Source organism: Crenothrix polyspora (genome assembly GCF_900163755.1).
Taxonomy (GTDB): Bacteria; Pseudomonadota; Gammaproteobacteria; order Methylococcales; family Methylomonadaceae; genus Crenothrix; species Crenothrix polyspora.
This window is the reverse complement of the sequence record NZ_FUKI01000016.1, coordinates 1-17,802: the sequence shown is the minus strand read 5'-3', so window position 1 is coordinate 17,802 and position 17,802 is coordinate 1. Positions and strand designations below refer to the sequence as shown.

General features: G+C 46.0%; 19 protein-coding genes. 13 read left to right on the top strand and 6 right to left on the bottom strand.

Annotation, left to right across the window (positions count from 1 at the left end; genetic code table 11):
• The 4 genes from CRENPOLYSF2_RS18975 to CRENPOLYSF2_RS01270 all read left to right on the top strand — a co-directional run.
• Positions 1–227 (top strand): hypothetical protein (locus tag CRENPOLYSF2_RS18975; RefSeq protein ID WP_217884047.1); only part of this gene is annotated, 227 nt, incomplete at its 5' end.
• 203 nt (positions 228–430) lie between these two features.
• Positions 431–805 carry a hypothetical protein gene (locus tag CRENPOLYSF2_RS01280; RefSeq protein ID WP_176370987.1) on the top strand — a complete coding sequence of 125 codons (375 nt, stop codon included), beginning with the start codon at positions 431–433 and terminating at the stop codon, positions 803–805.
• Between the two features lie 126 nt (positions 806–931).
• Positions 932–1,729: a M48 family metallopeptidase gene (locus CRENPOLYSF2_RS01275; RefSeq protein WP_245807850.1), complete on the top strand. Its 798-nt coding sequence runs from the start codon at positions 932–934 to the stop codon at positions 1,727–1,729.
• A gap of 150 nt (positions 1,730–1,879) precedes the next feature.
• Positions 1,880–2,689, top strand: a complete 810-nt coding sequence (locus CRENPOLYSF2_RS01270; RefSeq protein WP_087142161.1) for a DNA/RNA non-specific endonuclease — start codon at positions 1,880–1,882, stop codon at positions 2,687–2,689.
• Between the two features lie 158 nt (positions 2,690–2,847).
• On the opposite strand, the gene CRENPOLYSF2_RS01265 is transcribed toward CRENPOLYSF2_RS01270, so the two are convergent.
• Positions 2,848–3,546: a urate hydroxylase PuuD gene (locus CRENPOLYSF2_RS01265; protein ID WP_087142160.1), complete on the bottom strand. Its 699-nt coding sequence runs from the start codon at positions 3,544–3,546 to the stop codon at positions 2,848–2,850.
• Positions 3,547–3,841: 295 nt separating this feature from the next.
• Between CRENPOLYSF2_RS01265 and CRENPOLYSF2_RS01260 the strand changes: the two genes are divergently transcribed.
• The 5 genes from CRENPOLYSF2_RS01260 to CRENPOLYSF2_RS01240 all read left to right on the top strand — a co-directional run bounded on the left by CRENPOLYSF2_RS01260 (position 3,842) and on the right by CRENPOLYSF2_RS01240 (position 10,176).
• Complete coding sequence (locus tag CRENPOLYSF2_RS01260) at positions 3,842–5,464, top strand: alkaline phosphatase family protein (RefSeq protein ID WP_087142159.1); 1,623 nt, start codon at positions 3,842–3,844, stop codon at positions 5,462–5,464.
• A gap of 99 nt (positions 5,465–5,563) precedes the next feature.
• Positions 5,564–6,268, top strand: coding sequence for a hypothetical protein (locus tag CRENPOLYSF2_RS01255; RefSeq protein WP_087142158.1), 705 nt, complete (start codon positions 5,564–5,566; stop codon positions 6,266–6,268).
• A 368-nt stretch (positions 6,269–6,636) separates the two neighbouring features.
• Positions 6,637–8,532 (top strand): pyruvate kinase, encoded by a 1,896-nt coding sequence (locus CRENPOLYSF2_RS01250; protein WP_087142157.1) that lies wholly within the window; start codon positions 6,637–6,639, stop codon positions 8,530–8,532.
• A 579-nt stretch (positions 8,533–9,111) separates the two neighbouring features.
• The gene (locus tag CRENPOLYSF2_RS01245; protein WP_087142156.1) at positions 9,112–9,708 is read left to right on the top strand and encodes a hypothetical protein; all 597 of its coding nucleotides are present in this window, start codon (positions 9,112–9,114) and stop codon (positions 9,706–9,708) included.
• A gap of 81 nt (positions 9,709–9,789) precedes the next feature.
• On the top strand, positions 9,790–10,176 hold the full coding sequence (locus tag CRENPOLYSF2_RS01240; protein ID WP_245807849.1) for a hypothetical protein: 387 nt from the start codon (positions 9,790–9,792) through the stop codon (positions 10,174–10,176).
• Positions 10,177–10,316: 140 nt separating this feature from the next.
• On the opposite strand, the gene CRENPOLYSF2_RS01235 is transcribed toward CRENPOLYSF2_RS01240, so the two are convergent.
• From CRENPOLYSF2_RS01235 to CRENPOLYSF2_RS01225, 4 genes are all read right to left on the bottom strand, one after another.
• Positions 10,317–11,501 (bottom strand): MGDG synthase family glycosyltransferase, encoded by a 1,185-nt coding sequence (locus CRENPOLYSF2_RS01235; RefSeq protein WP_245807848.1) that lies wholly within the window; start codon positions 11,499–11,501, stop codon positions 10,317–10,319.
• 76 nt (positions 11,502–11,577) lie between these two features.
• Positions 11,578–12,480, bottom strand: coding sequence for a lysophospholipid transporter LplT (lplT, locus tag CRENPOLYSF2_RS01230; RefSeq protein ID WP_245807847.1), 903 nt, complete (start codon positions 12,478–12,480; stop codon positions 11,578–11,580).
• On the bottom strand, positions 12,477–12,815 hold the full coding sequence (locus CRENPOLYSF2_RS19085) for an MFS transporter (protein WP_245807846.1): 339 nt from the start codon (positions 12,813–12,815) through the stop codon (positions 12,477–12,479). Before CRENPOLYSF2_RS19085 ends, lplT begins: the two co-directional genes overlap by 4 nt.
• A 51-nt stretch (positions 12,816–12,866) precedes the next feature.
• Positions 12,867–13,673 (bottom strand): UDP-2,3-diacylglucosamine diphosphatase, encoded by an 807-nt coding sequence (locus CRENPOLYSF2_RS01225; protein ID WP_087142153.1) that lies wholly within the window; start codon positions 13,671–13,673, stop codon positions 12,867–12,869.
• Positions 13,674–13,859: 186 nt separating this feature from the next.
• On the opposite strand from CRENPOLYSF2_RS01225, the gene CRENPOLYSF2_RS01220 reads away from it, so the two are divergent.
• Genes CRENPOLYSF2_RS01220 through CRENPOLYSF2_RS01205 form a run of 4 tightly spaced genes read left to right on the top strand, consistent with a single transcriptional unit; the run spans position 13,860 to position 16,074 of the window.
• Positions 13,860–14,228, top strand: coding sequence for an ArsR/SmtB family transcription factor (locus CRENPOLYSF2_RS01220; protein ID WP_087142152.1), 369 nt, complete (start codon positions 13,860–13,862; stop codon positions 14,226–14,228).
• Positions 14,225–14,680, top strand: a complete 456-nt coding sequence (locus CRENPOLYSF2_RS01215; RefSeq protein WP_087142151.1) for an ArsI/CadI family heavy metal resistance metalloenzyme — start codon at positions 14,225–14,227, stop codon at positions 14,678–14,680. The genes CRENPOLYSF2_RS01220 and CRENPOLYSF2_RS01215 overlap by 4 nt, the downstream gene beginning before the upstream one ends.
• Positions 14,677–15,168, top strand: coding sequence for an arsenate reductase ArsC (locus tag CRENPOLYSF2_RS01210; RefSeq protein WP_087142150.1), 492 nt, complete (start codon positions 14,677–14,679; stop codon positions 15,166–15,168). Before CRENPOLYSF2_RS01215 ends, CRENPOLYSF2_RS01210 begins: the two co-directional genes overlap by 4 nt.
• A 6-nt stretch (positions 15,169–15,174) precedes the next feature.
• A complete protein-coding gene (locus CRENPOLYSF2_RS01205) occupies positions 15,175–16,074 on the top strand; it encodes an arsenic resistance protein (RefSeq protein WP_087142149.1) in 900 nt (299 codons plus the stop codon).
• A 206-nt stretch (positions 16,075–16,280) separates the two neighbouring features.
• Here the strand turns inward: CRENPOLYSF2_RS01205 and CRENPOLYSF2_RS01200 are convergent, their stop codons facing one another.
• Positions 16,281–17,507 carry a glycerophosphodiester phosphodiesterase gene (locus CRENPOLYSF2_RS01200; protein ID WP_087142148.1) on the bottom strand — a complete coding sequence of 409 codons (1,227 nt, stop codon included), beginning with the start codon at positions 17,505–17,507 and terminating at the stop codon, positions 16,281–16,283.
• Between the last annotated feature and the right edge of the window lie 295 nt (positions 17,508–17,802).

The following is a 17,802-nucleotide window of genomic DNA, read 5'->3' as shown; positions in this document are numbered from 1 at the left end:
ACCGTGCACTCAAGAATTATTTCCAATTCATGCAGATGGCGCACATCATCCACCAGTTGATGACCTTGAATACACGTTTTCAGGAAACCTTCATGAAGGAAAAAAATCATCCGACATTGAAAGACCTTTGGAAGAAGCTTGTCGGTGCCATGGAATGGGCTGAATTGGATGGTCAAGTACTGAAAAACATGGCTGGTGTTCGTAGGCAGTTTCGGTTTGCCACTTGATAGACACAGGGGATTTTTCACCCCAGATTTGAGACTGACCCCGCACGCACCCCGGAGACGTAAATCGTTAAACCCACTTGATAATCGAAACACTGCGAACTCTAGCTATACAGAGAGAATGGTGCGTGTCCGCAATAAAAGAGTAGGTTTCCAGTATATTGGTTTTTCGGGATACTCTGAATTGCTGGCTTAAACATTTAGCTTTGCCATTGACGTTGATTGTTGTTAGTTTGACGGCAATGCCGTTATTGATTTTGCTGCGCTTTTGGTGGTCTTTGGAAGAGTTGAAAGACTTGCCTGATATAGCGGGGCACATGATGGGCGATGCTCAGCAGGAGATTAAACAATCTGTACAAAGTTTTCGCGCGGGTAATGTAACTAAACTTAGTTTTTTAAGTGCAACCAAGGGCTTGTGGTCAGTCAGTTTTATGCTGAGAGAGGCTAAAGGAATGCTGGGTTCTTACATCAGTATTACCACCTTGGTTAATCCATTTATGCTGATTTTGGGCGTGATTTCTTTGATTTTTGTGTTTGTATTGGGGCTAGTGAGTGTGGTTTTGGTATTTTTCGCGTTGTGAGTGGCTGGGTTTTATCCATAAAAACAGCAAAGGTACAAAAATCAAGCAATAGCACAGTGATTGGGTTCAGGTTTTTGTGTGTTTTTCGAGGTAATTTATGAAATCAAATCAAATCAATTTGGTTGATTGAAATACCAATACAGCCACTGTTACAGCGACTTTGGACGTGATTTAAAAACCTTATCTTCTATTTTTTATATGCCTACGCTATCTTTTTCTTACCAGATAAAACGCAGTGCCCGTGCTACGCGTGTTCGCATTGTTGTTAAAGCAGACAACGTTGAGGTTGTTGCGCCATTGCACGGGGTATCTGATAAGCGCATAGCGCAATTTGTGCAGGAAAAGCGTCAGTGGATTGAGCAAACGCTGGCAAAAATAGCACAAACAATTCAAGTACAGGGCAGTCCTATTCCTGATGTATACGCACAAGGGACAGAGATTCTTTATAGAGGGCAAATGTACACGCTTGCTATAGGTGTTACAAAGTTAAAGCGGGTAAAAATTGATTTTACTGATTGTTTTACTGCGTATCTACCCGATGGCTTGTTGATTGAGCAGCAAAGTGACGCGATTAAAAAGGCTTTGCTACAGTGGCTGAAACAACAAACCCTAGTACAAGTACAGGTTGCGGTAAGTCAGCATGCCGCGAGTAAGAAATTATTTCCCCGCTCCATTACTATTAAATCGCAGAAAAGTCGTTGGGGCAGTTGTGGCTTTCAAGGTGACATTAATATTAATTGGTTACTGATTTTAGCGCCACCGGAAGTGTTGGAATACGTGGTTGTGCATGAGCTGTGTCATATTCAGGTGAAAAATCATTCTCAGCAATTTTGGGATTTAGTCACCGAGCATTTGCCGGATTATAAGCAGCATCGGCGTTGGTTAAAAACGCAAGGCCGTAGTTTGATGGCATTTCATGAGTGAAACGTTGGGCATTAATCACCTTGAATGAAATATTTAAAAACACTGTGACCGTGCGCTATTTGTAAATAATATGCGGTAATGTATAAAATATTTTTTATAGTGCGTTAATTAGTGTACATTCAGCCGCTTTAATAAGCGGATGTGCTGTTTATGTATTATCTTGTTTTAAGTTTTATTGTTCTGATAGTAACCTCGTGTTCGCAGTTACCACACGCTGCGCAGGTGGCACGGCCAACAACGTATGAATTACTTGCTAAAACGCCTAAAGTGCCTAAAGCGTCTAAGGCGCTTAAGCCCGGTAAGTTAATCAAATTAGATTATGAAGGTTTTACCGTTTGGTTAGATTGTAACCGACGCGGCGCGGTTAAGTTTCAATATAATCCACAGCGTGACACGGGTTCTGCACCGCGTAATGACAGATTTTTTCTTGACCCTAATGTACCTAAAGAGTGTCAGCAAAAAACGGCCAAGGCTTATGGTCAAAATTACGATCGCGGCCATCAAGTACCGGCTAATCATTTAGACTTTTCAGCGACGGCTATTAAAGCCAGCAATACCATGACCAATATTTTGCCACAAGCGGCTAATATGAACCGGGGTGCATGGTTATTAACTGAAGAAATTATTGAATGTTACCGTGATATTGATGAATTACTGGTGATTGGTGGGGTTATTTGGGGTGAAAATACTGTCGATGATTATTTTGTTGAGTCACATGGTGTAGCAACACCTGATGCGTTTTGGAAAGTGGTAGTGCGCGGCGTAGGGCAAGATGAGCAAGCTATCGCTTGGATAGTGCCTAATACTCAAGAGGCTACCAAGAGCAATTTGGACGATTATTTGGTCAGTGTTGAGCAAATAGAGCGCTTAACGGGTGAGAAAATTCCTGTTGCTGCGTATGCTAAACACGATAAGTTGGCGCAGTCCTGGATGATTCCTAAGGGCTGTAACAAAAGTTAAGCCGATTAACTTAGGAACGTGCATGAAATAACTTGAACAACTTAAACGCCACCACCGTTCGTGCTGAGCCTGTCGAAGCATGAACTTGCTCAAGTTATTTCGTGCGCGTTCCTTAGGAGAAAATAGCCGTCTCCCTGACGGCTATTGTTAAGATTAACTTACAGTAAATCTAAAATCAAAAACAGCACCACAGTTAAGCCTAAACCGCAGTGGATAACGCCTTTAATGCTGGCGCATGGGCCTATTTTTCCGGCGGCGGGTAGTTTTTGTACCAGGCTATGGTTTTTAATCATAGGGTACGCGCCGTTATATTCCAAAGCCAAAATAATCGCTACGGCAAGAATGAACGCCACTATATGAAACGGGTGTGGGTAATGCGCTGAAGCGCCCATGAAAAACAACATGGGTACGGAAAACAAAAAATTGGTTCTTGATGCCAATCCGGCTTTTGCCAAGGCATCGGCAGCTTCTGGTAAAGCAGTACCGCCGCTAGCAACCTGAGTTGCTGAAGCAATCACTATTTGTTGATTCGGCCAGATAATAAGCCAGACGTTGGTGAACATAAATACGCCCAGTAGCGCACCTACGTAAATATCCACCGACATACCGCCGCCTTTTACGGCAAAAATACCAAGACCCGTCACCAAGGTAAACATTGCCCCCCAACGGAACCACCATAACGCACGCGGTACTAATTTTTGAATAGCATCGGATTTGGCATCGCCAGAGGCTTCTTTAAAATATTCGGTTTGTACCAGGTTAAAGTAATACAGTAAACCGATCCAAGTGATGCCGCCTAAAAAATGCCCCCATCTTAGCAGCATTTCCAGTCCTAATTTTGTTGTAACAATATCCATAACACTCCTCGCTTTATAATTATGTGTGTTTAACTAAGCAGCGTGTTGTGCAAAACACAATACGCTGGGTAGATATAAGTATTAATAGGGTGTGTTTGTCAAGTATATTTTCTTAGGGTTGCTTTAAATGGCGAGCGGTAGATTATTTGTTGATATTAATTGTTAGTTGAATTCACCACATTTCATATTCCTGTCACAACTCTTAAGTAGTATCCGCGTCATCTATATTTTTGATGCGCGAAAATTCCAAAAGCTTAATGAGTCCGTCAACCCCATGTACCCAGGAGAATAATCCATGCTATTCGTAAAAAACCTCAGTGTTGTTGCTGTTACCACCTTGCTGATTGTCAGTATTGCCCAAGCCGATGAACCTAGCCCAGAAGACTGGTTTAAAGCTGGCCGAAAAACTGTGGTGGATGCCATGCACCTACACCCTAATGTCAGACATGCCAAAAATGTTATCTTGTTCGTAGGCGATGGCATGGGGGTATCAACCATTACTGCCTCGCGTATTTTTGACGGCCAACAAAAAGGCGGCCACGGTGAAGAAAACTCATTAAGCTTTGAAAAATTCCCATATTTGGCACTGTCCAAAACTTACAGTGTCAATCAGCAAACCCCAGACTCAGCACCCACTATGACCGCGATGGTGACCGGCGTGAAATCCAATGATGGCTTTTTATCAGTCAATCATACAATATTACGTAGCGAACCCAGTGCGGGCGTGATTGATGCTAACAAGCTGGCGACCATTTTGGAACAAGCCAAACAAAATGGCATGTCGGCTGGGGTTGTCTCTACTGCACGCATTACTCATGCTACCCCAGCTGCCTGTTATGCGCATACCGCAAACCGTGACTGGGAAGCGGACTCTGATCGCCCAGCCGGAGCCACCGTACCCGACATAGCTGCACAGTTGGTTGATTACAATATCAGTGGAGGTATAGAAGTCGCATTGGGCGGCGGCCGTGCCCGCTTTTTACCGAATACGGTTACTGATCCTGAATACGGCAGCGCCGGTAAACGTAAAGATGGCCGTGACCTGACCGCAGAATGGGTCAGTAAGCACAGCAAAGCCAACTATGTGTGGAACAAAGCCCAGTTTGATGCCATCGACCCCAACAAAACAGATCATTTACTGGGTCTGTTCGAACCCTCGCATGTACATTACGAAGCCGATCGCGTAGCCCATGACAAGGCGGGTGAACCTTCATTAACCGAGATGACTACCAAAGCCATCGACATCCTGAAAAAGAATAGTAATGGCTATTTTTTAATGGTTGAAGGCGGGCGTATTGACCATGCTCATCATGCCGGTAATGCCTTCCGTGCGTTATCAGATACTCAGCAATTGGCTGCCGCTGTCGAGGCTGCTGTCAAAAAAATTAACCTTGAAGATACCCTGGTCATCGTCACTGCCGACCATAGCCATGTCTTCACCATTGGTGGTTACCCTGTACGCGGCAACCCTATTTTAGGATTGGCACAAGGCGTAGGCGAAGCCAGCCCGACACTGGACTTATTGGGACTACCTTACACAACGCTTAACTACGCCAATGGCCCTGGCTATACTGGTGCATCAAACCAGCAAGTAGCCGGTTCAAAAACATTTACCACGCCAGTCACACCCGGTTGGGCATCAGGTAGTGAAGGCCATACCCCCACCTCGTATAGCGCAGCAATCGGTCGTCCAACACTGAGCAAGGAGACGGTTGAACACCATGATTATTTGCAAGAATCCATCGTACCCATGGGAGCTGAAACCCATGCGGCTGAAGACGTTGCTATCTTTGCCAACGGTCCGCAGGCGCATTTGTTTCACGGTATTGTTGAGCAAAACGTGATTTATCATGTGATGGCGGAAGCATTGGGGTTCACTAAGCATCATGACCATCATGATCACCATAACAGAAAATAAACGGGCTACTCTCGTCTGCTAATGGCAGATGAATCACACTTTAAGAAAAGGGATATTTTGTGTATCCCTTTTCTGTTTAATCCCTATTGAAATATCACGATGAAAATAATCACTGTTTTGAAGTTTACTGTTTGCCTAACCATAGCGAGTTTTAGCCTTGCCAGCGATGCCGATATCAGTAATGGTCAAGTTTTACCTGAACTGGCTTGCCGTTATGAAATGCACATTGTTCCACAGGATAAATCGCAAACTGAGATTCATAAGACCTGGTATTTCTGGCGTACAGCCAATAGCGTGCAAACCCAGGATGCCGACGGTGGACACGGTGAAATATGGCAGCGTAGCACGACCGGCAATATCCAATACCGCAAGCTATACCACAACGATAAAACCGCTGTCGAATACATGCCTGCTGATAATGCAAGCAATAACATCAGTTTCGATTGGATCAAGCTTTCCAGTATGCTTAGCCAGCAAGAACTCGATAGTCTTAAGTATGTGAAAAAATCGGAAATTATGGGTAAGCGGTCGGAACTGCGTACTGGAAAGATTGATGGCCAATCGCTCGAAGTACAATGGTTGGTTGATGAGAAATTACCGGCGAGCATTATTAGAAAAGACGGCGTTAGGACAGTAGAATTACGGTTGCTGGACATTGCGCCTCTGCTCACCACCCAGTACAAGCCTGTTAGTGTTGCTGATATTGGTAATTACCGGCAAATTGATGCCACCGATTTTGGCGACATGGAAAACGACCCGTTCGTTAAAAAACTGATGGCAGTTGAGGGGCAACACACGCATTAAGGGCTAATTGTTTGGCGACAACTATTCTGACACACAGTGGTGTGATTAAAGGTGCGAGGGGATTCATAGGGCGGTGTGACTGCGAACATAAACATATGTATATACCGAAGAATGAACCCGCCATTGTCGATTTAACAACTGTGTTTGATTTTGACAGGAAAAATCATAAATAGAACGGTCATTGATAGGGGCATTAACCTTGTCATTATCCGGGAAAGCTTCGTTTAATGTATTTATGAGGGGAAATCGAGGGATCGTTTTCCTCTTTTTGCATTAGCATATTGTTTCATATTTTGGCTTTTTTCCTTAACGCAGTTAGATTTGATTACGGTATTTTTTGTCCCGTTAGTTGATAGTAAGAGAATTTTATGTCAAACACAGCAGCCACCCATAACCGCGACAGTTATTGCGATACCCTCAAACAATTATTAACTGAAATCTCTGGAATACGCGATGAAATAGACATTCATTCAGCAGACAGGCTACAGAAATATAAAAGCAATTACCGCTCTGGCGTATTCACCCGAGGGGCGCACAACCTGGCGCATTATCTGGCATTAAGGCAATTTGATTTACGGCATTTACAAGATCGCTTGGCACAGGCCGGATTATCATCGCTGGGTCGATCCGAAGCGTCAGTTATGTCAACACTGGAGGCGGTGATTGATGTATTACAGCGAGCGACAGATCATTCTTATCAGCCGGGCGAGCAAAACCCCAGTGAGTCCGGTTTCAACCGGGGTCAACAATTATTGGATCAACACAGTATCGAATTATTCGGCCCGTTTCATGGAAACAGCAAAGTTCATGTTATGGTGACGCTGGCAACAGACGCTGCCTGGAATTATGAGCTTATTCAGGCCTTACTGGAAAAAGGTATGACCTGCGCACGCATCAATTGTGCTCATGATGACACTTTGATTTGGCGAAACATGATAAAAAATATTCGCCGTGCGGAAACAGAAACCGGCAAAATCTGCCGTATATTAATGGATCTAGCTGGCCACAAAATCCGCACCGGAGCTATTGCATTGGGATCACCTGTGCATCACCTTAAAGTAAAAAAGAATGTTTACGGTAAAACCATTGCCCCTGCGCAACTGATTTTGACGGCAACTGCTGGTAAAAAATCAGAAAACACGGAAGCTACCCCAGCATTATTTAGCGTGTCTATTCCCAAAGCCTTGCATAAACGGCTCGCCCTCAAAAGTTCTCTGGGATTTATGGATGCGCGAGATAAACAGCGCTACTTACAAGTAGACCAAACCCTGTCGGCCACCGAGTGGCTGGTGAGTTGCAACCAGAATAGCTATCTGATGTCCGAAACCGAATTAACGCTGCTTGAACAGGGGCAGGAAGATACTGAATTGGCAGATAATTTTATGCTGGGTAAGTTTTCCGGTGAATCGTTGGAAATACGTCTGTTCAAGAATGATACATTGTTGCTGACTGAAAATGATGTCATCGGTTCGCCTGCTGAATATGATGAAAGTGGCATACTGCTAAAACCTGCGCAAATTGGCTGCACGCTGTCGTCCTTTAGCAAAAAATTACACTACGGCCAGCAGGTGTGGATTGATGACGGCAAACTCGGTGCAGTTGTCGAGGCCATTTCTGACGCGGGTGCTTTACTGCGGGTCACTCAGACACGCAGTACTGGGGTACGTATACAAAGCGACAAAGGTATCAATTTTCCTGATACCGAACTGGGTCTGCCGCCCTTGAGTGAAAAGGATTTAAAAGATCTTGATTTTGCCTGCACGCATGCCGATTTGATTGGCTTTTCTTTCGTCGAAACCTTGGCTGACATGGATTATCTAATAGCTGAGTTGGCCAAGCGCAATGCCATAGAGTTCCCGATTATTGCCAAGATAGAAACCAATCTTGCGGTTAAAAATTTGCCTGATATTATTTTGGGAACCATAGGTCGGCATAGTCTGGGTATTATGATTGCGCGGGGTGATTTAGCCGTTGAACTTGGAAGTGCAAGACTTGCTGAAATTCAGGAAGAGTTGCTGTGGTTATGTGAAGCCGCGCATGTACCGGTTATCTGGGCGACTCAAGTCCTGGAGTCCATCGCCAAAAAAGGTGTCCGGTCACGACCTGAATTTACCGATGCTGCGATGGCGGTTCGGGCGGAATGCGTCATGCTGAATAAAGGACCTTATATTCTCGATGCCATCGAAGCGTTGGTAAATGTCATGGTTAGAATGCAGGAGCATCAACGGAAAAAATTTTCCCGCCTCCGAGCATTGCATTGGTAAGCAATCGGTCTATACTCGGTGTTCAAGTTTTTAATTCTTAAATTTTAGAAAATTCCACTAAATCAGGGTGTACAGCCGTATGTACCATTACGTTGCACCTGATTTCAGGGGCGAAGACATCTTGATTTATCTAGGTTCGCTACAGTAAAGCTAAAAAAAATTGAACACCGAGTCTATAGGATCGGCTGTGTGAGACACCGGTTCTTTCACTCGATTCCTTTTACATGCAGGTAGTATTTGATAGTCGGTGATGCAATCACAGCTCTCTTTTTACTTGCTATGTGTGTTGCCGCACAGACGGCAGAGCTACAATATGTTAGCCTGCTCACCAGCTGGGGTGAATTAACCTTATAAGTAAACTCACAATTAATCAGAGTTTCTATAGTTTACATCCTTGTTAAATCGGTGCGTCGTTTTATGTATACGTAAACAGTAGTTATGCGTGATTATTGTTTAACTTTTTAATAAAAAGGATATATTGTGATGGTTATAAAGCAGATACAAAATTAGNNCCCCCCCCCCCCCCCCCGCGCGCATTAATAAAAATATCGTCTTTGGATTTTTAACCAGGAGAGTGTGATGCTTTTAGCACCCCTCAATGTTATCGAGCCTATTTCGACACTGGTCACTTCAGTGCGGGTACAAGGTCAAGTGCCTGGTGCACACGTTTTAGTAATATCTCTTTTTGATCAGCAAGTAAAAGCTAGCGATATTGCCACGGAGAGTGATCAGCGCTTTAAATTGTTACCGAACATAACATTAACTGACAAAGACATATTGGTGGCCACCCAAACACTGGCAGGTAACACCAGCCAGTTGTCCGACCGGTTGGCGGCTGCGGTAGAGCAAGCGCCCCAATCTGTGTCAGACATTGGCTATGTAAAAATCAATACTGACCTTTGTGAAGGTGAGGATCATCTTTGGATAAGTAACTGCATTTCTGGCGCTGTGGTAGAGGCTTTCTTTAATGGCAAAATGCAGGGGCGCGGCATTGCAGAGGAAGGGGTCGTGCGGCTGAGATTAGCGGCTAAACTACAAAAGGACGCGCCGGTTTCCGTCCACCAAATGGTGAAAGGTGTAGGCACAGGGCCTAAATCTAGAATCATGCCGGAATCATTGCCTTTGCACTGCCATAATATTCATATAGCCGACTATCCGCTTAAACAATCCTATTAGCTAATAGGCTGAATTGAAACGGATGCCATCCATAAACAATGTACTAAAAACGGCAATGCCCGTTATCTTAAGAGAATTCAAATGAGCAGATCAAAATCAAAAAAAACAGCCTCAAAATCGGTAGAGACTGAGCCAGCTAAAGTTAAAGCAGTCAACAAACAAAAATCCCAATCGCCATTTTTGGCAAAATCGGGTGTAAGCGTTGAAGCTAAAACAGATGTTAAAAACGTTGAAATCGATGCAAAAAAATATAAGAAAACACTAAAAAACGTCAAAGCAAAAATTATTCGAGATAGCTTCTCCTTTCCAGAACAGGATTATTTGGTACTTACCGAGCTTAAAAAAGCCTTCGCAGCCGATGGATTACCGGTTAAGCGGGGTGAAATTCTCCGTGCAGGCTTGCATTTATTAACAAAATTAAACGTAGTCGAACTTCAACAAATCATTGGGCAAGTTGAACGAGTTTAGAAAATTAAAAAAAGTCAACTGAGTTCTTCATAAAATAGCGGTTTGAGCCTTGCCAGTTAGTAAGCCGTTTATGGGTGAAAACAGGGGTGATCGTAAAAAAATGCAAATGTATTTTCTGGATGAATGAGCTAGAAAAACGCTCAATAGTATTTGTTAATATTATTGGAAGTCTGCGACCTTGCCATCATAGACAGTGCATTGCGTTGATGCTTGCTAAGCGACAAGTGCGTTAGCTTATCTTCCAGTAAGGTGTCTACGATAATTTGTGATGCCTGTGGTTTGGCGAAGCGTAAGGCGTTCTGCTTCATGCTGATCAATTTGTCAGGATTTTGCAGCAATTGTTCCAGCTTGAAGGGCAACGTAGTCAAATCATGGCATTTAACGGCAATGCCTTCTTCCAACAAATGGTCGCTGTTCCGCTCTTCCTGGCCAGGAATCGGGGTTACCACACACATAGGCAGGCCACAGGCGATGACTTCGGAGGCTGTCACCCCGCCGGGTTTGCCGATAAAAATATCGGCCAGTTTCATCAGGGTGTGCATCTGGTCGCTGTAACCCAGCACCCTGAAATTCAAACTGCATTTATGCACCAAACTAATGACTCGTTGCTTTAACGTATCATTACGGCCACACACCACGACTATTTGAGCATCACTGTTCAGATTCAGTAGCCGCTCGACCATAAATTCGGTGGAGGCCATTCCCAACGCACCCGCCGACAACAGCAATACCGGCTTGTCTGGATGCAAACCCATCGTCAATCTGGCTTCGGTACGATCAACAGCCTGTTGAAAAATCGGGTGTATTGGTATGCCGGAAACGGTCACTCTTTCCTGGGGTATACCCAGCATGTGCAGATGCGCCCGTGTTTCTTCAATAGCCACAAAATAGCGGTGGAATGAACGCGACAGCCACATGGCATGGGCATAAAAATCAGTCACCACAATCGACAACCGTGCCTGGATTTGCTCTGTGGTGATGAGATGGGAAATAATCCCGGCCGGCATAAAATGCGTACACACCACAATATGGGGGTTGAAGTCCTGAATAAAAGCTACCAAAGGCTTGGTATTCAGGCGATCCAGCATGATGCGCATGGTATCCGTACTCCACGGCTCATCGCTGGTTTTGTACCACCAACCTAGAAAATTGGGGGCAGAGCGTACTAAGGAGTGGTAAAACGTTGAGTAAAAATCCCGAAACAACTTATTGGTGTATTGTAGGGCATCCTTGTTAACCACCTCCGTGACACGGCTGTCTACAGCAAAGGTATATTCCAGGGCTTCCGCCGCCTTAATGTGGCCACTGCCAGCCCCCACCGACATGATTAATACCCGTTTTTTCATCGCTGCAATAACGGGATCACTCTAACTGGGTCATCGAGTTTTCCAAAGTAATTCATTAAAGCTCCCCATGATCTTGGTCATTACCATGCTTGTAATTTAGCCAGGACATGGTGAACGCAATGAACAACCCAAACACAACCACAATGGTTTTTATCGGTAGTTCAGCTTCGACCATGAGCGCGTAAGCGCCTAGCATCAGCAGGATACTGCTATTTTCGTTAAAGTTCTGCAAAGCGATGGATTGCCCGGAACCCATCAGCAGATGCCCCCTATGCTGTAACAGGGCATTCATCGGGATTAAAAAACTGCCGGCCAGCGCACCGGTCAATATTAACAGCAATATGGCCAACGGCCAGTCGGTTATCCAGGCCATCATCAGCACAACCACCCCCATGGCGATGCCTAATGGCAATACTTTTACGGCATGCTCCAGCACTATATTCTTAGCGGCGATAACAGAACCCACTGCCAGCCCGATAGCGACCACCGCCGTTAACTGCGTGGCTTGTTGTAGATTAAAATCGAACGAAGCAGCCGCCCAAACCAGGATAATAAAGCGTAAGGTTGTACCCGCCCCCCAAAATAAAGAGGTCACCGCCAAAGACACCTGGCCTAACGGGTCTTTCCACAATACTTTAAAACCTCGCCAAAAATCCGTCCACAGATAGCCTATGCTCTCCTTAGGCCACGGTTTTTCTATGGGAAGTTCAGGAATAAATAAATTGAATACCGCCGCAACCACATATAAAACCAAGATAAAAACAATGGCAAATTTAGGGGCTGACGTTATACCAAAACTCCACCAATGGCCGATTAACTGTTGGTCAACTAGCGTTTGAAAATGATCGCCAATTAATAAACCACCCATGATGGCACCAAAAATAATGGCGGCTACCGTGAGGCCTTCCATCCAGCCGTTGGCCCATACCAGACGGTCAGCAGGCAGGTATTCGGTCAAAATGCCGTATTTGGCGGGGAATACAGCGCCGATCCTGTGCCGACAAAACCGTAGGCCAGCAACGGATGCACACCCAAAAACAAGGCCAGACAGCCAACAATTTTAATGCTATTGCTGATGAGCATCGCCTTACCTTTAGGGATTGAATCGGCATACGGCCCTACAAAAGGTGCCAACACAATAAATGAAACAACAAAAAACTGTTGCAGTACCGGTATTTGCCAAGTGGGTGCTGCAATGTTTTTTAGGAGTTCAATGGCGGCAAACAGCAAAGCATTGTCGGCCAGTGATGAAAAAAACTGGGCAGCAAGGATGATATAAAAACCGTATTTCATAGGCGTAGGTTGGTTATTGATTCATGAGGCGACTAGGAACAGGCGCTGAATTTATGAGTGGTATACGGCATTTTCCAGGGCTTCTTCCTGTGGTTCGTCGTGTACAGTGGTTTCAGATTTTAACCATTTCACCAGCTCCAATGCGCCATTTGTATGTTCAACAATAGCGGTGCAGCTTTCGACAAAATCGCCGGTGTTGACATACAAAAAACCGCCGATGTCCTTGATTTCAGCATGATGGATATGGCCGCAAATCACGCCATCCAGGCCATCATCCCTGAGCGTGTTGACGATGTTTTCTTCATAGTCAGAAATGAACTGGACGATGTTTTTGACTTTGTATTTAACGTAGGCGGCTAGCGAAAATTGCGACTGCGGTATGCCAAACACGCGGCGCAGCAATCTTAAATAGCGGTTAATTTCAAGCAGGATGTCATAGCTCTTGCTCCCCAATCGTGCCACCCATTCATGATGGCGGGCAATGGCATCGTATTCATCACCGTGGACTACCAGAAATTTTTTACCGGCCGCCGTGGTATGTACATCAGATGTTTTAACGGTGATGTCGCCAAATACATGGTTGTCGTACTCCCTGACATTGTCATCATGGTTGCCTGGGACGTAAATGATCTGGGTGCCGTGGCGTGCTTTGCGCAGCAGTTTCTGGATGACGGTATTGTGGTCGCGTGGCCAGTACATTTTTTTGGACAGCGCCCAAAAGTCAATAATATCCCCTACCAGATACAGTTTTTCGCTGTCGTTGAATTTTAAAAAATCCAGCAAAATATCGGCCTGGCATTGCGTAGAACCTAGGTGTAAATCAGAAATCCAGATGGTTCGATAAGCTGTGTTTTTCATGCTAACCCAATTGCGTGTGTTATCGGGGCAACCGTTTTTATAGAGATGGCAAGGTCGGTTGTTAACGTTAACTAAGACAACTGGATTTTAACCTACGAAGATGAAGGTTATATGACAGCGTGAATGACATGGCCGATAGTATGGGCTGATATTGACATGCTTCTATATTTCCAATATTATAGAAATATGAAAATAAATCTAGCCGTCAAAGCCCTTGCCGCCTTAGCGCAAGAAACCCGTTTAAGTATTTTCCGTTTGCTGGTGCAAACGGGTGTAGAGGGGATTGCGGCGGGTGAAATCGCCAAAGCCTTAACCCTTCCTAATGCCACGTTATCCTTCCACTTAAAAGAACTGGCCAATGCAGGCTTAATCAGCGCACGCCAGGAAAGCCGCTTTATTTATTATGCCGCCAATTTCAGCGTCATGAATGAATTGCTGGCTTACCTGACGGAAAATTGTTGCGCGGGCACGCCCTGCACACCGGCTACCGCTTGTTGCGACGAAGACACGCCAAACCTTACCCCGCACTTCTTAACCCAGGACACCGAATTATGAAACGTTTCCATGTACATATTGCCGTCAATAACCTGGCCGAAAGTATCGACTTTTATTCAGCCTTGTTTGCCGCGCAACCTACCGTCAGCCAACCCGATTACGCCAAATGGATGCTGGATGACCCGCGCATCAATTTTGCCATCTCAGCGCGGGGTGCAAAAGTGGGGTTGGATCACTTGGGGATACAAGTTGATTCCGATGCAGAATTGGGGCAGATAAGCCAGCAGCTCACCGATGCCGTGTTGCCGGTGAAGCAACAAACCGATGCCGCGTGCTGTTATGCCAAATCTGACAAATACTGGACTATCGACCCCCAAGGCATCGCCTGGGAAGCCTTCCACTCGCTGGCCAGCATCCCCGTGTTTGGTGAAGACACCCCAGTACCCGTTAAGATAACTCCATCAGCCCCATCGGCCTGTTGTGCGCCTACTTCGAAAGGAGGTTGTCAATGAGCGTGCGTGTTTATAATGCACTGTTTCTATGCACCGGCAATTCTGCCCGCAGTATCTTGGCCGAAGGCTTGTTGACTAAATTGGGGGCGGGGCGTTTTCGGGCTTTTAGCGCGGGCAGTTTCCCGCTCGGTAAGGTCAACCCGTTGGCATTGGAGCGATTGGCGTTGGAAGGTATCACTTTATCCGATGCCCGCAGCAAAAGCTGGGATGAGTTTGCGCAAGCGGATTCTCCTGCACTGGATTTTGTAATTACCGTGTGCGATAACGCCGTCGGTGAAGTCTGCCCCGTGTGGCCAGGACAGCCTATCACCGCACATTGGGGAGTTGAAGATCCTTCTGGCGCTGATGCGGCTGCTAAGCGCATCGCCTTTGCCAAAGCCTTTGCCGTGCTGGAGCGGCGTGTTCAGTTGTTTACCAGCCTGCGCCCCGAAAGCCTGGAACAACTGGCATTGGAACAGCAGATCCGTGCTATTGGCCAGGTAGGATAGCACCCGATGGCGGCCAACAAAGGTATCGGTTTTTTTGAGCGCTATTTGACGCTATGGGTGTTTGGCTGTATTGGCCTGGGCATTGTGTCTGGGCATTATTTCCCAGGGCTATTCCAAGCCATCGGCAGCATGAAGGCTGCTGAAGTCAATCTGCCGGTGGCGGTGCTGATCTGGTTAATGATTGTCCCCATGCTGTTGAAGATCGACTTCGGCGCTCTTCATGCAGTGAAGCAACACGCACGCGGCATTGCCGTCACCTTGTTCATTAACTGGCTGGTCAAACCGTTTTCGATGGCGTTGCTAGGCGGGCTGTTTATCCGTTACTTGTTTGCGGACTGGTTACCGGCCGGGCAAATTGATTCTTACATTGCCGGTTTAATCCTGCTGGCGGCAGCACCCTGTACGGCAATGGTGTTTGTCTGGAGCAACTTGTGTGACGGTGAGCCACATTTCACCTTGTCGCAAGTGGCGGTGAATGATGCCATCATGCTGTTTGCATTATCTCTGCTGGCCGCATTGCAATGGCTATCGCCGTTGTCATTATCGGCATTACTGCTGACATTGATCCTGCTGTTTGGCTTTCAGGGTCAACAGATTCTGGCGCAACCACTTGTGATAGGCTTGCTGGCGGTACCCATCATCATTCAAGTGTATTTTAATGCCGGACTGGCGTATTGGCTGAACCGAAAACTTAAGGTGGCGCATTGTGTCGCAGGGCCTTCGGCATTGATTGGTGCCAGTAATTTTTTTGAACTGGCCGTGGCGACCGCTATTAGCCTGTTCGGATTTGAGTCGGGGGCGGTGTTGGCTACCGTGGTGGGGGTGTTGATTGAAGTGCCGGTGATGCTAAGCGTTGTGCAACTTGTCAACCGTAGTAAGCACTGGTATGAACAAGAGACGATATAGATAATCAGCTGGTCTTTGGGAATCAAAAAAAACTCGGCAAAAGATGCACCGAGTTTATGAGAGGGAGGCTATTCGTTCGCAGATAAATACCGGCATTATGGCTGTGCCATTTTTGTTTTGATGGGGACATGTCTGCGCATGGCAAAACCTACGAGGTTTTAAAAACCTCGCAGGTTTTTGTAACAGCCGCAGATTAAAATTGCGTATCAATAGGATGCGTGGCAATGCCCGTGATGCTTGGTTGATCGCTTATAACTGGATAAATCTCGCGCCGCCACACCGGTATCGGCAAAGTCGGTAAACAGGCCATCTATCCCTAAATCAAAATAATAGGTGATCTCTTTTTTAGGATCAGAAAAACCGTAGCCGCTGGCATCGTTGCGGAAAGTCCAGGTATGCACCTGCAAGCCCTTTTTGTGCGCCATCTCTACCACGCCGGTACTGCCATCGATACGTCGGTCATTGATGGTCAGTTTGCCATCGCCATTACGGTCTATACCATCAGCCACAGTCTTCACCAGATAAGGTTTCCACGGGGCAATAACATCGGCATAGCCTTTGACAAAATCCAGCCCTTTGTCGGTCAATAGATCTGCAAAGGTATGGGCATCGCCGTTCACCACAAAATCATACGGCTGTTTGGAAGGGGCGACCAACGAGATTGAACCGTCGGCGTTCACATCATCAGCATCGACCAATTGCACCAGATTGATCCGGGTCTTATGACTTAAATAGCGTAAATTACTGACTTCAAAGGATTGGATAAACACCGGTGCGCAGGCACTGTCAGCGTAACTGTGGTGCAGCCTTCTGAACAATTTGTCTTCAAAATAATGTGTGCCAAACAAGTCATGGTTGTTGGCATCCTTGAACTGTGCATGATAGGTGGAGTGTTTTATTTCAGGGTAGATGCCAATAGTGCGCCCTGTTTCTTTGCTTTTACGTTTGGCCAGTTCGATCACTTCATACAAGGTCGGTATTTGGAATAGGCCGTTGTATTGCGGGTCGCGGTCTGCACGCGCTTGAATAGCACGCAGGGTCTTGATTTCTGCGAGGGTAAAATCGGTGGCAAACCAATCGTTATATTCCACCCCGTCAACCATGCGTTTGGTCTTGCGGTCGGCAAATTCAGGATGTTTGGCCACATCGGTTGTGCCACCTATCATGGGTTCATGGCGGGCGATCATCTGGCCGTCTTTAGTGAGCACCAAATCCGGTTCGATAAAATCCACCCCCATATCAATGGCCAATGTATAACCTTCCAAGGTATGCTCAGGGCGGTAGCCTGCGGCACCACGGTGGCCAATAACCAGAGGGGTGTTGGTATGTTGTGGCTTGTGGTATGAATGGGCGTGGGCATTGCTTTGAAAACCGACGATGGCAAGCGCCGCCGTGGCTGTCAACAGACTGGTTTTATAAAATTGATCCAACATGGGTAGTTCCTTGTTAAGGGTGGCAATGTGGGCGTAAAAGCTTAAAGCAGGTGGGGGCTGCTTTAAGCTAAAAGAGAGTTAATTATTCGATTTTGTGGCCGACAGTGTCTTACTGAGCAGACAGCGCTGCATGACGATAACTCCGAGCCGAGTAGAGGAAGTTCAGATTATAGGCCGTGCTATATGACAGGGTGATTATGGGATGTTGACAATATTGTGACAGTTCAGGGGCGTTTCACTACCGTACACTTTTTCCAAAGCTATTGCTATTTTTTAACAGTTTGATAATTTAGTG

Excerpts from the sequence above, each read along its gene's own strand:
- CRENPOLYSF2_RS01225 (WP_087142153.1), bottom strand. The coding sequence starts at position 13,673 with ATGAAAAACACAGCTTATCGAACCATCTGGATTTCTGATTTACACCTA.
- CRENPOLYSF2_RS01210 (WP_087142150.1), top strand. The coding sequence starts at position 14,677 with ATGAGCGTGCGTGTTTATAATGCACTGTTTCTATGCACCGGCAATTCT.
- CRENPOLYSF2_RS01215 (WP_087142151.1), top strand. The coding sequence starts at position 14,225 with ATGAAACGTTTCCATGTACATATTGCCGTCAATAACCTGGCCGAAAGT.
- CRENPOLYSF2_RS01205 (WP_087142149.1), top strand. The coding sequence starts at position 15,175 with ATGGCGGCCAACAAAGGTATCGGTTTTTTTGAGCGCTATTTGACGCTA.
- CRENPOLYSF2_RS01250 (WP_087142157.1), top strand. The coding sequence starts at position 6,637 with ATGTCAAACACAGCAGCCACCCATAACCGCGACAGTTATTGCGATACC.
- CRENPOLYSF2_RS01240 (WP_245807849.1), top strand. The coding sequence starts at position 9,790 with ATGAGCAGATCAAAATCAAAAAAAACAGCCTCAAAATCGGTAGAGACT.
- CRENPOLYSF2_RS01200 (WP_087142148.1), bottom strand. The coding sequence starts at position 17,507 with ATGTTGGATCAATTTTATAAAACCAGTCTGTTGACAGCCACGGCGGCG.
- CRENPOLYSF2_RS01260 (WP_087142159.1), top strand. The coding sequence starts at position 3,842 with ATGCTATTCGTAAAAAACCTCAGTGTTGTTGCTGTTACCACCTTGCTG.
- CRENPOLYSF2_RS01270 (WP_087142161.1), top strand. The coding sequence starts at position 1,880 with ATGTATTATCTTGTTTTAAGTTTTATTGTTCTGATAGTAACCTCGTGT.
- CRENPOLYSF2_RS01235 (WP_245807848.1), bottom strand. The coding sequence starts at position 11,501 with ATGTCGGTGGGGGCTGGCAGTGGCCACATTAAGGCGGCGGAAGCCCTG.
- CRENPOLYSF2_RS01220 (WP_087142152.1), top strand. The coding sequence starts at position 13,860 with ATGAAAATAAATCTAGCCGTCAAAGCCCTTGCCGCCTTAGCGCAAGAA.
- CRENPOLYSF2_RS01255 (WP_087142158.1), top strand. The coding sequence starts at position 5,564 with ATGAAAATAATCACTGTTTTGAAGTTTACTGTTTGCCTAACCATAGCG.
- CRENPOLYSF2_RS01245 (WP_087142156.1), top strand. The coding sequence starts at position 9,112 with ATGCTTTTAGCACCCCTCAATGTTATCGAGCCTATTTCGACACTGGTC.
- CRENPOLYSF2_RS19085 (WP_245807846.1), bottom strand. The coding sequence starts at position 12,815 with ATGAAATACGGTTTTTATATCATCCTTGCTGCCCAGTTTTTTTCATCA.
- CRENPOLYSF2_RS01265 (WP_087142160.1), bottom strand. The coding sequence starts at position 3,546 with ATGGATATTGTTACAACAAAATTAGGACTGGAAATGCTGCTAAGATGG.